Here is a 14,076-nt window from a genome sequence, read left to right on the forward strand (position 1 = left end):
ACTTTTACTCCTTGTTGGGAAATGCCTAAAGTTAGGAACAATTAATTGTCAAAATTTTGGTAGCGGTTGTTTAATTCATCTCGCTTTTTTAACTCTGCACAGTATTATATCACACTCAGTTTTAGCCACCACCACAGCCACCACAGCCACCGCCACCACCGCAAGAACTCCCACTACTGCAAGAACTTCCACTACTGCAAGAACTCCCACTACTGCAAGAACTCCCACTACTGCAAGAACTTCCACCACCGCAAGAACTTCCGCCACTGCAAGAACTTCCGCCACCACTACTATCTATGCTTGCAGTTGTATATTGTCCAGGTGGTGAGGTGAAATATTGAGCTAATTTAGCGTGTGAAGTTCCATATAAAACGCCTGTACCAAAAATAGCCACAGGCAACAATATATTAAATTCTGTACCATCGGGATAATCTGATACAGGTTGAGAAATTTTGCGTTTGAGTTGTGCAAAACTTTGCTGGAGTTGCTTTAAGTAAGCTTTTCCAAGTTGAGTTAGGCGTGGTGGATAACAGATAAATTGAATTATGGCGAATGAGACTATTCCCATCATGATGAGAAACCCAACATTGGTATATCCTTTAAACAAAGCTACGCCAAGTTTATAACCACCTAAACCGACAATAATTAAACTTCCTAGTTTCTTGATTTGTCTTGCAGTTTCTATTGCTGTTGGTGGCGATAGAAGCTGCTCGTTAAGTAGTGATTGTTCGTAGACTTTGCAGCAGGAACTAATTTTAGCTGGAAGAGAGGAAAGAAAGATTTGACTAGCTGTTTGGGGAACTGAAAAATGCTCAAATACTTTACGCTCAATGGTAGATAAATTATCAGAGTTAGATTGAGTAGGCGATCGCTCTATCGTACCGCGCTCGATTTGCAAATAACCATCCTGAAGCAAATTAAATATAGCCAAACGGATAACTTCATCTTCTCCGCCACGTAAATATGCAATCTTATAAGGATCTGGATGAGTGGGAATTAATGGTAAAGGTAACTTTGCCGTTGTGTCACGCTGGACATTCCAATAGGCATTAAATATAGTTACAGCAACTATACAGCCATAAAACACCAAAAAGTTTGGCCCATACATATTCGCAATGGGGTTACTCAATGGGTTAGGAACGGTCACGAAAACCAACATCGCTATAATTGCTAGTAATAACTTATCCATTGCTAATATTCAACTCCTGATAAGTTCAGAATTGAGTCTATTCAGCAACCGCTACAATTACAGACAATATTTTTACGGAAAATTTAGAATAATTTAATTTCTACTCGCCACTTTTAATTCTCAATTTCGTCCCACATCTTTTACAAAAAGCTGCATCTAAATCATGAAAAGCTAAACCACAGCCGGAACACACCGTTTCTACTTGATTAGCATTTTTTACCAAACGCTTAATTAAATCTCCCACTTGCCAAGGAATTAAGGTTACACCTGTTAAAATCATCAATACTGTCAACAATCTTCCTGCTTCGGAAATTGGTGTGACATCTCCAAACCCAACAGTCGTCATCGTCACAACAGAAAAATAAAACGCATCCAAAAATGTAGTGTAAATTTGCGGGTTAACTGGATGTTCTACTTGATAAATTAACCCTGAAAAAACAAAAATAATTGCAAATAATGTAAATAATATCCGTACAAAAATTAAACCATCTTCCGTACTGATACTGGCAAATAAAAATCTTTTGTCAATAAATCTAATTAATCTTAAAATCCGAAACCATCTCAACAGACGAATAAAACTGATATCTACTACGCCCAGAAAAAATGGCAAAATTGCCATTAAATCAATAATTGCATAAAAGCTAAAAATATATTTAACTTTATTTTCTGCACTCCAAAAACGCAGTAAATATTCTACCGCAAAAATAATCAAAATTGTATTATCAACAGCATCTAACTGCCATCTTAAACTATCAGGAAGATTATAGGTTTGGGCTACAAAAATGGCTGATGAAATTAAAACTAATGCGGCAATCGTGAGGTTAATAACTTTACCTGTGGGTGTTTCCAGGTCTTTTAAATAAAATTCTGTTTTTTCTCTACTCAACAACATATTTTTCGACCTTTAACGCCTTTACTTATATCTCATAATCTATAAAATTAAAATATTAATGAGCATGATGTTTAGATCAGGATAACGACAATGAACCAAGAACATTTTATGCGGTTAGCCCTAGAAGCTGCAAAAAAAGGTGATTGGCCTTACGGTGCAGCAATTGTCAAAGATGACGAAGTTGTGGAAGTCGCATACAATACAGTGCAGCGAGATAGTGATCCATCCGCTCATGCAGAAATCAATGCTATTCGTAATTTAGCAAATAAGCTCAAAAATCCTTCTTTAGAGGGGTACAAAATATATGCAACTTGTGAACCTTGTCCGATGTGTGCGACAGCGTGTGTTTGGACAGGTATATCAGAAATTATCTATGCTGTTTCCATTCAAGATTTAATTTCAATTCATCAATCGCAGATTCAGATTTCTTGTGAAGAAATTATTGCCAAGTCTTTTAGAAATATCACAGTAACTAAAGGTATTTTAAAAGATGAATGTTTGGCTTTGTTTGATAAAAGTTAAATTATTTCCTAGTAAATTGAGTTTTTAATCAGACTCAGTTAAATGAGATAAAAACGTATTAGCAATAATAGCAGCCTGAGTGCGATCGCGCAAACTTAAGCGATTCAAAATATTCGTGACGTGATTTTTCACTGTCCCTTCGGAAATATATAATTCCTGAGCGATTTCGCGGTTGCTAGCACCTGTAGCAATTAACTTTAAAACTTCTTTTTCTCTAGGTGTGAGTTCTGCTAAATTAGGCGGTACAGGTTGTACTTGCACTTGGCGATTGTGAGAAAATTGATTTAATAGCTTTTTCACAATGCCTGGCCCTAGTTGAGTATAACCTTTATGCACAGCGCGAATAGCTACAGCTAATTCTTCTGAAGGTGTATCTTTAAGTAAATAGCCCATTGCCCCATTTTGTAAAGCTGCTTTTACATATTCATCATCATCAAAAGTCGTCAGCACTAAAATTTTTGTATTAGCAAAACGTTGGACAATTTCTTTAGTAGCTGCTACCCCATCCATAATTGGCATTCTGATATCCATTAAAACCACATCTGGCTGAAATTCTGCAACTAAATTCACAGCTATGTTGCCATTTTCAGCTTCGCCAATAATTTCTAAATCTGTTTCTAATTCTAATAATGCTTTTAAACCTTGTCTAATTAAACTTTGGTCATCTACTAATAAAACTTTAATCATTTTACAAACCTCGGTAAAGGAAGTTCCACGATAATTTGACAACCACATCCAGCAGTAGTGTTAATATTAAATTCGCCACCCAAAGCTAATGTGCGATCGCGCATACTTTGTAAGCCAAATCCCGTAGTATTTTGCTGAATATCAAAACCTCTACCATTATCTTGAATCATTAAATATAAACTAGTTTTATTAGTTGCTAACTCTAGTATAACTTCAGTTGCTTGTGCATATTTTGATATATTAGTCAACGATTCCTGCACAATCCGATAAACTGCAATATTAATTTCTATCGGTGGGGCATTTTCCAGATTAATCAAAGACATTGGTAAAATCCCATTAGTCCGTTGAAAATCCTCTAACAGCAGTGCGATCGCTTCAGCTAAACTCTTATCTTGTAAAGGATTAGCTCGCATAGTTGAAACTGATTGACGAACATCTTTTAAAGCTTTAGAACCAAGCTCTTTTGCTCTAGCTAAAAATGTTTGCGCTTTCGGTGGATTAGACTGCCATAATTTTAAAGCAGTTTCTAATTGCAGATTTAAAGCAGTTAAAGAATGCCCTAAAGAATCATGAATTTCTCGTGCTATGCGGTTGCGTTCTTCTAATGTAGCTTGATTTTCAATTCGCAACGCATATTGCCGTAATTTTTCATTGGCGATCGCTAGTTTTTCGCGGCTTTGGCGTTCAGCTAAAACTGTATTCATTAATAATAAAACGAACACCAAACTCAAGCCAAATAACAACGCCGTATTAAAAGTAAAAAATCGAAATCTATCTTGGGCTTGTGGAGGTAAAGAATGCGGTAAGCGAGCATTTAAAGTGACTAAAAATAAAGTAAAAGATAACCCTGTCACCACTAAACGTCCAGGCAACTTAAAAATCAAACAACTACGAGTTACTAATATCAAATACAAAAACGGAAATAATCGCGCCGCCCTACCACCAAAAATACCAGTAATAAATAAAAGTAAAATTTCAATAGCTGTATAAATTATCTTATTGCGCTGGTTACTTGTAGGTAATCTTAAACCCATTAAACCAAAAATAATCAAGCAAACAATCGTCAGTTCCGGAAATTTACTGACAAATTTAGAGAAAGGCTCAGGTAATGCCGAGGATATAATCGCAAGTGCTAATAAAATCCATTCTAAATATAAGAGAAATCGAAATGGATGATTCTTAATATTTATCGGGCTACTCATAGGAATTTTAGGCTTGAGAATTTAGATTAAATTATTTGAGTGATGCTTAATTATTAGGGTCAGCATAAGTTCCTTTTTACAATTTATTTTGACTTAAATAATCATCAAATCAAGCATGACTAAAGTCATGGTGTAAACGTGACTTTATGCTCATGTGATTATTAAGAGTAAATTCCTATGATGATGACATCCTCAACAGGAACGAAAAACAAGGTAACAAATGAAACTTAAATCATTATCTTTGATCGCTGGTGCAGTTGCTCTGACTTTAACTACAACCTCCTTCGCGGTGAAAGCGCAAACTTTATCAAATTCACATTTACTGCTAGCGCAAAACCAAGAACAAGGAAAGCGTTGGGAAGGTAAAAAAGGCCCTTGGGCAGAATTAGGGTTGACAGATGCTCAAAAAACTCGCATTCAAGAAATTCAACGCAATACCCGCTCTCAATTAGAAGGCGTTCTCACACAAGAACAAAAAGACCAATTAAAAGCCGCATTTGAAGCACGCCGCGCTCAAAGACAAGCTAATCAAGGTCAGCAAAGACAACCAGGCGAACGTACAGGTCGTCCAGGCAAAGATTTTGCCGGGTTAAATTTAACAGAAGCACAAAAAACCCAAATCCGGCAAATTCGTGAGTCTTCTAAACAACAAATCGAAGCAGTTTTAACTTCTGAACAAAAAGCTAAACTTCAGCAGTTACGTCAAAATGCTCAACAGCGTCGTCAACAACGCGATCGCTAAATTTAGTTAATTCCACCTTGAAGATTACAGCAAAAATCTAACTAGAAGGTTAATTTTATGAGCCGCTTTACCTATGTCGCTTTATGTGCTGTTGCTATTTTCTTACCTACAGTAGCTTCTGCTGGTGAAATTCATCACCTTGAAGTTAATCAGCAACAACGCATTGATCACGGTGTGCAGAACGGCTCAATTAACCGCGCTGAATTACGCACATTAGAACGGCGAGAAGCATTACTAGAAGCTGCAAGAAAAAGAGATATTCATAGTAGTGTCCATCTAAATAATCAAGAAAGAAGACGCTTAAACCAGCAAAAAAATCGTCTTTCTCGCACGATTTACCGTTATAAGCACAACTAGTTATTTCAGCCATTTATTGCCAAAATTTAAACAGTTAGGGTGGGTTTTACTCACCCAACTCAACTAAAAATTTAAACTATGCAATCTCACATTATTTCTAGCAACGCTACACCTCATATACAAAAATTTTTAGATTTACTCGATTGCTTCACCGCCGCCCAAGGAAAAAATGTCCCACAAATAGTCTACGTAGAACAATTACGCTCCTTAAATGGGGGAACTTTTGGTAAAGCTTGGGTTGATTTTTTAGATGCACATAACCTCCAACCTTTCACTACAGGTTTTCGCCGCAAACAGCTACATGATGGCGTTCATGTCTTGACTGGTTATGGTGCTGATCCTATTGGGGAAGCAGAAGTCCAAGCATTTTTATTAGGAGCGAAATTCGGAGTATTCAATTTCCTATTAGGAATAGCAATATTAAAAGTTATTTATCAAAATCCCGATTATCGACAAGAATTTACATGGAAAAGATTGCAACAAGCATATCAACTTGGTCGTCACTCTAACTTTGACCCCGACACTTGGCAACCAGAATTAGTTTGGCACTTACCCCTAACTGAAGTACAAACAATATTTTCCGTCAACAAATAAACTTTTGACTTACTCAAGCTTCCTTGCAGAAGATAGCGAGAGGAGATAAGTTCCTTCTCCTTTCGCATTCCCTAAATTCCTTCCCAACTAGATAGCAGCTTTTACTCTCAAAATTGGCAACCCCTTTAGTATAAAGTTAGGAGTTAATTCAAACTTCTAACTTTTTTCTATGTCTCAAGAATTCACTGTGGGTAGTAAAGTCAAAGTTGTGGCATTACCACCATACGTCAAAACCGCCGACCCTATGCCTATGTTGCGCCCCCCAGATGTGATTCAACTGGGTGAAGAAGGTATAGTTATAGACCGCCGCCCCGGTGGATATTGGGGTATCCGCTTTGCTAAAGGTGCTTTCCTACTCGATAGCCAATATATCGAAAGTAGCGATACACCTAGTGAATCTCAACAGAATGATCAGAGCAACAGCCAAGAATTGTAAACTTATGTAAAGTTGTCATTCTGGTTTGTACCATGATTTCTCGTCGCACTTTTTTGAACATATTATTTACCACTTGTTTTGCTGTTGTCAGTTGGTTAAATTTTTCACCTGCGGCTAATGCACTGGGTGGTAAATTACCAGCAATCAATCAACCCGCACCAGATTTTACTTTGCCTACTAACACAGGCGATGGCAAAATTGCACTTTCTGACTTGCGCGGCAAGTGGGTTGTACTTTACTTTTATCCCAAAGACTTTACATCTGGTTGCACCATCGAAGCACGCCGTTTTCAGCAAGACTTACCCAAATATTTAGACAAAAATACTCAGATTATTGGTGTGAGTGCTGACGACGTAGATTCTCACGCAGAATTCTGCGATTCCGAAGGGTTAAAATTTCCACTGTTAGCTGATACTAATGGTGCGGTGAGCAAAGCTTATGGTTCTTGGATTGGTTTTGTCTCTATGCGCCACAGCTTTATTATTGATCCAGCAGGTATCTTGCGTGAGACTTTTGTGAAAGTCAACCCATCTGTTCACAGTCAAGAAGTGCTAGCAAAATTAGATCAATTGCAATCTTCAGCTTCATAGCGATTATCGCCCAACACTTTCTGCCCATCTTTGCTAGTAAACACAAGCGTTACTAACAGTAACGCCTTTTTTTTTCACCTGAGTTCGGCATCAACAAAGAATAGATAGTCAACTGAAAATAACGTCAAATCAAATTGCTAAGATTTGAATTACGTGCAAAAGTACTAGCTGCAATCTCAAAGTTTCTCCCGAACTCAGGTTCTACTATTTTAGATTTTGGATTGGGAATTGCTGTCTAACTCTGGGTTTTAGCAATCCATATTATTTTAAATAAATAAAAAATATGAAAATTTACCAACCTCATGCTTGGCCTCAAACAGTAGAGGAAGCTATCAAAATTCAAGAAAATTTGCGCGAACAGGTAATTACAGAAGATAGATTTTCCGAACCGATTCGTTATGTTGCTGGTGTGGATATGGGTTTTGATGCTGATGGCACAATTAGCCGAGCAGCAGTGGCAGTTTTAAGTTTTCCTGATTTGCAAGTAGTTGAGACGGCATTAGCCCATCGTCCGACTTCCTTTCCTTATATTCCTGGCTTTCTCTCATTTCGAGAAATTCCAGCTGTATTGGATGCGTTAGCAAAAATTCAAACAGCACCAGATATCATTCTTTGTGATGGTCAAGGTATTGCTCATCCTCGAAGATTGGGTATAGCTAGCCACCTAGGGGTAATTTTGGATATGCCAACAATTGGTGTAGCTAAGTCACTATTTATTGGTAAGCATCAAGAATTAGCAGAAACTAGAGGCAGTTGGCAACCGTTAATACACCAAGGTGAAACCATTGGCGCAGTTTTACGAACCCGCTTGGGGGTTAAACCTTTGTATATTTCTAGTGGCCACAGAATCAGCCTACCTACAGCTTTGGATTATGTGTTGCACTGTACACCAAAATATCGTCTGCCAGAAACTACGCGCATAGCTGATAAATTAGCTTCTAACAGATAGCTTGAGAAAGGTTAATGTGATGCTTGTTTGAAGTTTTCTACTTAATACTTGCTTACACCTAGTTAGTCGTGTTAGGAATCGCACAGAGAAAACGTGAAGTAGCAAAATACAAGTGATCTAAGTTAGAACAATGAACGCACTAACTCTACAGTGGCAAGATGTAGGTCAAATAAGAACCCATAATATTTACGAACAACAGCCCAGCAAAAATCCTGGTACTGTTCGCATTGGCCGCGACCCGCAGCGGTGCGATATTGTTTTGACTGACCCAACTGTATCTGGTCTACACGTTGAAGTCTTTTTTCACCATCAGCAGCATAGTTTTTATATCAGAAATCTGCGATCGCAAAATCCCCCCTTAATTGATGGACAACAACTCGTCCAAGGTGAAAAGCCTTTACATCAAGGCAGCATCATTCATTTAGGTCAAATGCAGCTCAAAGTTAGTGCTATAACTATCGACAGTATTCCAGCCACAATTATTACACCACCCCAACCTGCCGCACCCCCCGCATATCAACAGCCAATAGTACAGCAAAGACCTGCCTATGTACCAACACCTCCTGTACAACAAGGAGTTTATGGCTTAGAGTGTCCGAAATGTCATAAAGTATCCCCACCGACCCATCTCCAAATTGGTTGTCCTTGGTGTGGTACTTCTTTAGCAGCAGCCGTGAGTGTTTTGGTAGCACCAGGAAATTGAAAAACAGGTAATAGGGAGTCTGGAGTAGGAAATAGGCAACTTCTGTAATGACAAATGACCATTGACCAATGACTAACCTACAAGTGCAATTAAGTTGGGAAGACCCCGCAACAGGTGAACGGCGAGAACCTCAGTTGACTGCGCCAATAGCCTTTGGCAGAGAATTCGCTCGTTTGCCTGCGGAACTTAGCGGACAGCGTGTCTCTAGAATGCTGCTAAATAGTAGTGAAGTTTCTCGCTACCATGCCTTAATTAACTTGGAACAAAACCAATTGGTAGTCATTGACCAAGGTAGTGTTAATGGTGTGTTTGTCAATGGTCAAAAGCAACAACGCAGTATTTTAAATAACGGTGATACCTTACAAATCGGGCCTTACATGATCACGGTGATGTTTGGTGTGAACACATCTACACCAGTGACTAGTCCACCGTCGATGATTCAGTTTAACCCCAATACTAATAATCCCGACCCTAGCTTACCGCCCACACCACCCATCACACCCATCGGTAGCAATTTTCCCCCGCAGTTTTTTCAGACAGAAGAAAAAGTACATATCCAAGCACTACACGCCACAGGTTTACCAGTGGATGAATGTGATTATCTCGCGGTTGGTGCGGGACTGGGTAGTTTTATTTGGGTGGATTTATTGCGAATTAGTGGTGTTCGGGTAGAAAAAATTGTGGCTGTTGGCTTGGAGGCAGAACCCTACGCCCGTTATAAGCGACTATGCCTCAATTCGCAAATTCCTTTACATGAAAGGTTGCGGTCTAATTCTGATTCTTGCCCTGATAATATTTGGGGCTGGCCTAGCTATGCCTTACGAGAAGCATGGCGAGATTTGGGTAAAGGTCAGATAAATTCAGGCTTTAAATATTTATGGCAGGTATTTGCGGAACCAACTTTTGCCGAGACTTATACACCCAGGGCGGGTAATGTATTTAATTCTATAGATAGAGAAGCTAAACGCATTGGTTGGCAACAAATTTATCGCTATGGACGAGTTAGGGCGATTCGCAAAACAGAAGATGGGAGATATTGCATTGCCTATTCTCGCAGTCCTGGTAATTATGCGTTTCTAGTCACACGTTATTTACATTTGGCGACTGGGTATCCAGCAATTCAGTTTCTGCCAGATTTGCAAGCTTACCGCGAAAAATACCAAGATTTTAAATCGGTTGTCAATGCTTACGAAGAACACGATCATGTTTACGAACTATTAGAAAGACAAGGTGGCACAATATTGCTACGCGGCAGGGGTATTGTGGCTTCGCGCATTGTTCAGCGAGTGTATGAAGCGAGGAAAAAAAATCCCAAAATTACAGTTTTACATTTAATGCGATCGCCTAAACCCCAAGGCAACAAATTTCAAAAAGCCCAACGTCCTGTCAAAAATCATTACGAATTTCAACCTTTTAACTGGCCCAAAGCCTGTTGGGGTGGCGAACTCCGCGTCATGTTAGAACAAGCCAGCCCCGACGAACGTAAACGTTTACTCACCGACTGGGGTGGTACAACTACCGCAGACCGCCACGACTGGCAAAACATCACAGAAGAAGGTTTGAGAGAAGGTTGGTATCAAATCACCTTTGGGGAAGTGCTAAGTGTAGAACGCGATAACCAAAACCGCACCATTACCCATATCCGCGAAAAGGGTTTTGGCGAAATGAAATTAACTGCGGACTTTATTGTTGATGCTACTGGGTTAGATGCCAAAGTCCAAGCCAGCCCACTTCTGGAAGATTTAGTCAAGCATTACAACCTGCCATTAAATCACTTGGGACGGTTAGTAGTGGCTAACAATTTTGAATTGGTAGAAATGCGAAATACCAAAGGTCAAATGTATGCGGCGGGTGCTATTACTTTGGGTGGCCCTTATGCGGCTGTTGATAGTTTTCTGGGTTTGCAATATGCAGTTTTAGTTGCAGTAGATGGACTCGCGGCTGTGCGTGCGCCTGGGGTTCATCGTTTAAATGGAATTGGTTCTTTTAGCCAATGGTTGAAATGGGTATTCAATCGGTCTCCTTAATGTATGAAAAGAGCAATGAGGAGACAAGCTCATCATTAAACACAGATAATTAGCTGCTTTCACCTCTATTACTTGCTATAAATGACAAAAATATACTCTGGAATAGTGTAGAAATGTATAGAATCTTGTAAAGATATAAAATATAGTCTTTTTTAAGATGCAAACATTACAAACTCCTTCTTCAATGCAACTGTCTGTAGCCCCAAGTCAATGTCAGTCTTTGAAGATTGTCGCCCTGGGAGATAGTATAGTTTACGGCTTTGGCGACCCAGAACGCGGTGGTTGGGTTGAACAACTGCGCCGCTGGTGGATGTTACCCAATAGCCCTGGTCACGTTTTATATAATTTAGGTGTAAGAGGCGATCGCACACAACAGGTAGCCCAGCGATTAGAAGTAGAATTCCGCCATCGTGGCGAACTGCGCAATCGTGTGCCAGATTTAATTATTCTTTCAGTAGGCGTGAATGATTCCGCGCGATTAGGTCGTGCTAATGGCAAAAATTACACAGATTTTGCTGTTTTCCAAGCAGATATCGCTAAATTACTAGATTTGTCCCAACAACTTTGCCCAGTTTTATTTGTGGGTATGGTTCCTGTAGATGAAGCTAAGATGCCATTTCTTGATTGTTTTTACTTCAATCACACTGACCAATATACTTACAAAGAAGTGACACGCCTAGCTTGCAACCAACGCCAAATTCCTTATTTAGATATTTTTGATTTGTGGCAGGGACGCGGTGAAGCTTGGTTACGCCAAAGAATGAGTGAAGATGGTTTACATCCTAATACTTTGGGCTATGAAACTTTGTTAGACGATGTGCTGAAATGGGAAGCTTTAGCACCTTATCATTCTCAGCCAAAATATCAACTCAGGTGATTTTATCATCAAGAGCGATCGCTCATAGCCCAGTTTTCCTATCCCTGATAACTCAGCATTTTTATGACTCCCACCTTATTAGGTCGTTGGCAAACCCGATTATTGTTACTAGCCACTGTTGGTGTAGTAGTATCATTACCCTTTGCAATAGGGATAATCGGCCCAGGCGCAAACTCCGTTTACTTTTGGATTTTAAGCTATGTTGCGATCTTTGGCTTAGGTTGGGATGTGCTGTATGACTATCTGCAAAAATCTCGCTGGGATAGGGACTGGCCCGCAGCTTATCAGCTGTTCGCTGGAATTTGGGAATTAATATTTATATTTTGTGGCACAAAAATATTTGGTTTATTACCCATACCTCTACCCAAAGAAGAACTTTCAGTCAAAGCTTTTCTGCTGCATTATAGTGTTGTCTGGCTAGCAGTATTTATCACATCACAAAGCTTGATGCGAGTTCTCTTTCCCCGGTGGCGGTTTCGTGGTGGACAATGGCTATAACAATGCCTTAAATTAACTAAATTAACCTGCAAATAAACGCATATTCTGGGCAAAAATCTTGACTATTTAATATTTGACGATTAATCTTCCTAATTTTTACTTTCTTGCATTAAGATTGCCATACTTGCTACACATCAGGGAAGTAAAAATGTCGAACTTTGAGTTAATAGTCAAGTTATTTTTGCAGCTAACAGTCATTTTAAGCACTTGTCGCTTAGTCACAATTTTAGGGCGACGTTATCTCAAACAAACAGATGTTGTTTGTGAAATGATTGCCGGGGTCATGTTAGGCCCTTCACTGTTAGGTTTAATTGCCCCAAGTTTTCAGCAATGGCTCTTTCCTAAACTACCGATATTGACTGCATTAGGAGATAAAATTCCCCATCCTTCGATGTCGATTTTATATGCTATCAGTCAAATTGGGTTGGTAGTTTATATGTTCTTAATTGGATTGGAATTTAATACCCAACTTTTAAAACATCACATTAAAAGTGCTGGGATACTCTCGGCTTCTGGGATTATTACACCATTTTTATTAGGAGCTTGTGCCTCTTTTTTTATATATAACCAAGGTGATTTTTTTCAAGCAAAGGTTGTTCCTTGGTCAGCAGCTTTATTTATGGGTGCATCCATGACAATTACAGCCTTTCCTATGTTAGCTCGCATCCTTTACGAACGAGGTTTAGCCAAAACTCGCTTTGGCACTCTTGCTTTAGGAGCAGCATCAGTAGATGATGGCGTAGCTTGGTGTTTGCTGGCAATTGTTCTCGCTAGTGTGAAAAACTCTATCAATATTGCGATCTTAGCAATTGGTGGGGGTATTGGTTATGTGATATTTGCATTTTTCGTGGGTAAACCTGCACTCAAATTTTTTACTCAAATAACTAAACGAGATGCTGGGGTAAGTAAACAAACTCTGACATTATTGTTAATAATTTTGATGTTCTGTGCATGGTTTACAGATATCACCGGCATATATGCAATCTTTGGCGCGTTTGTCTTAGGTGCTGTCATGCCACGCGGTGAATTTGCCCAACAAATTCGCCAATATACTGAGTATTTAACTACAACATTTTTATTGCCTATATTTTTTGTTTTTTCGGGACTCAATACACAAATCGGTCTAGTGAATACGCCTAGATTATGGTTAATTACACTTTTTATTTTAGCGATCGCAATTGTAGGTAAAGGTATTGCTTGTATGTTAGCAGCCAGATTAGCAGGAGAAAACTGGCCTGAATCTGCAACTATCGGCGCGCTGATGAATGCTCGGGGTTTGATGGAGTTAATTATCCTGAATATTGGTTTAGAACAGGGCATTATTACCCCAACTTTATTTACAATCATGGTAATTATGGCTATTGTGACTACCCTCATGGCATCACCATTAATTGCCATTTTCTTACAAGGCACAACTTATGAAAAATCCCCCATCTAAATAGGAAATCTGATCAGGTTTTGCTCGACTACTACCAATATTCATCTTGTTTTTCCAATATGAGTCCTATAGATGTCAATGAATCGTGTAATTTAAGCTCTATAGCATTCCTAAACAAGATATACTCAATAAGCTCAGTTAAAAAAGTTGATCTTTAGAGATAAAAAAGCAGGGAAAAGCAAAAAAGTATTATCTAAATTGTATTAGTTATCACAAATATTTTCCCTGTTTCCTCTCTAGATGAATAAAGTTGATAAATCCAATAAGCAAATATCCAAGTAAGAATATTTAAGCGAATTTCTTATTTCTGCCCAAAATGGCTGAAGCACTGATCATCCAAAATTGATTATTAATACTTGTTACTGATTTATCA

Annotated in this window: 16 protein-coding genes; 12 read left to right on the forward strand and 4 right to left on the reverse strand. The window is 38.9% G+C overall.

The window, feature by feature from the left end:
* Positions 1 to 121: 121 nt before the first annotated feature.
* A complete protein-coding gene (locus tag H6G69_RS07670; RefSeq protein WP_190684105.1) occupies positions 122 to 1,189 on the reverse strand; it encodes a TIGR04222 domain-containing membrane protein in 1,068 nt (355 codons plus the stop codon).
* Between the two features lie 100 nt (positions 1,190 to 1,289).
* Positions 1,290 to 2,081, reverse strand: a complete 792-nt coding sequence (locus tag H6G69_RS07675) for an ion transporter (protein WP_190684108.1) — start codon at positions 2,079 to 2,081, stop codon at positions 1,290 to 1,292.
* Between the two features lie 90 nt (positions 2,082 to 2,171).
* Here H6G69_RS07675 and H6G69_RS07680 point away from each other — a divergent pair, with 90 nt between their 5' ends.
* On the forward strand, positions 2,172 to 2,603 hold the full coding sequence (locus tag H6G69_RS07680; RefSeq protein ID WP_190684110.1) for a nucleoside deaminase: 432 nt from the start codon (positions 2,172 to 2,174) through the stop codon (positions 2,601 to 2,603).
* A 24-nt stretch (positions 2,604 to 2,627) separates the two neighbouring features.
* Here H6G69_RS07680 and H6G69_RS07685 read toward each other — a convergent pair whose 3' ends face one another.
* Positions 2,628 to 3,290, reverse strand: a complete 663-nt coding sequence (locus tag H6G69_RS07685) for a response regulator transcription factor (protein ID WP_190684113.1) — start codon at positions 3,288 to 3,290, stop codon at positions 2,628 to 2,630.
* A complete protein-coding gene (locus H6G69_RS07690; RefSeq protein ID WP_190684117.1) occupies positions 3,287 to 4,492 on the reverse strand; it encodes a sensor histidine kinase in 1,206 nt (401 codons plus the stop codon). The genes H6G69_RS07685 and H6G69_RS07690 overlap by 4 nt, the downstream gene beginning before the upstream one ends.
* A 220-nt stretch (positions 4,493 to 4,712) precedes the next feature.
* On the opposite strand from H6G69_RS07690, the gene H6G69_RS07695 reads away from it, so the two are divergent.
* From H6G69_RS07695 to H6G69_RS07745, 11 genes are all read left to right on the forward strand, one after another.
* Positions 4,713 to 5,234, forward strand: a complete 522-nt coding sequence (locus tag H6G69_RS07695) for a Spy/CpxP family protein refolding chaperone (protein WP_190684120.1) — start codon at positions 4,713 to 4,715, stop codon at positions 5,232 to 5,234.
* Between the two features lie 57 nt (positions 5,235 to 5,291).
* Entirely contained in the window at positions 5,292 to 5,591 is a 300-nt protein-coding gene (locus H6G69_RS07700) for a hypothetical protein (RefSeq protein WP_190684123.1), read from the forward strand.
* Positions 5,592 to 5,669: 78 nt separating this feature from the next.
* On the forward strand, positions 5,670 to 6,185 hold the full coding sequence (locus H6G69_RS07705) for a Coq4 family protein (protein ID WP_190684127.1): 516 nt from the start codon (positions 5,670 to 5,672) through the stop codon (positions 6,183 to 6,185).
* Between the two features lie 169 nt (positions 6,186 to 6,354).
* Positions 6,355 to 6,621, forward strand: a complete 267-nt coding sequence (gene sipA, locus H6G69_RS07710; protein ID WP_190684131.1) for a regulatory protein SipA — start codon at positions 6,355 to 6,357, stop codon at positions 6,619 to 6,621.
* 32 nt (positions 6,622 to 6,653) lie between these two features.
* Positions 6,654 to 7,211: a peroxiredoxin gene (locus H6G69_RS07715; protein ID WP_190684134.1), complete on the forward strand. Its 558-nt coding sequence runs from the start codon at positions 6,654 to 6,656 to the stop codon at positions 7,209 to 7,211.
* A 283-nt stretch (positions 7,212 to 7,494) separates the two neighbouring features.
* Complete coding sequence (gene nfi / locus H6G69_RS07720; protein ID WP_190684137.1) at positions 7,495 to 8,160, forward strand: deoxyribonuclease V; 666 nt, start codon at positions 7,495 to 7,497, stop codon at positions 8,158 to 8,160.
* 130 nt (positions 8,161 to 8,290) lie between these two features.
* Positions 8,291 to 8,863 carry an FHA domain-containing protein gene (locus tag H6G69_RS07725; protein WP_190684140.1) on the forward strand — a complete coding sequence of 191 codons (573 nt, stop codon included), beginning with the start codon at positions 8,291 to 8,293 and terminating at the stop codon, positions 8,861 to 8,863.
* Between the two features lie 68 nt (positions 8,864 to 8,931).
* Positions 8,932 to 10,890 (forward strand): FHA domain-containing protein, encoded by a 1,959-nt coding sequence (locus H6G69_RS07730; protein ID WP_190684143.1) that lies wholly within the window; start codon positions 8,932 to 8,934, stop codon positions 10,888 to 10,890.
* Between the two features lie 157 nt (positions 10,891 to 11,047).
* A complete protein-coding gene (locus H6G69_RS07735; RefSeq protein WP_190684146.1) occupies positions 11,048 to 11,767 on the forward strand; it encodes a GDSL-type esterase/lipase family protein in 720 nt (239 codons plus the stop codon).
* Between the two features lie 63 nt (positions 11,768 to 11,830).
* A complete protein-coding gene (locus tag H6G69_RS07740) occupies positions 11,831 to 12,265 on the forward strand; it encodes a hypothetical protein (RefSeq protein WP_190684149.1) in 435 nt (144 codons plus the stop codon).
* A gap of 148 nt (positions 12,266 to 12,413) precedes the next feature.
* Entirely contained in the window at positions 12,414 to 13,703 is a 1,290-nt protein-coding gene (locus tag H6G69_RS07745) for a cation:proton antiporter (RefSeq protein ID WP_190684152.1), read from the forward strand.
* Positions 13,704 to 14,076: the final 373 nt, after the last annotated feature.

The organism is Nostoc sp. FACHB-110 (assembly GCF_014697425.1).
Classification (GTDB): Bacteria; Cyanobacteriota; Cyanobacteriia; order Cyanobacteriales; family Nostocaceae; genus Nostoc_B.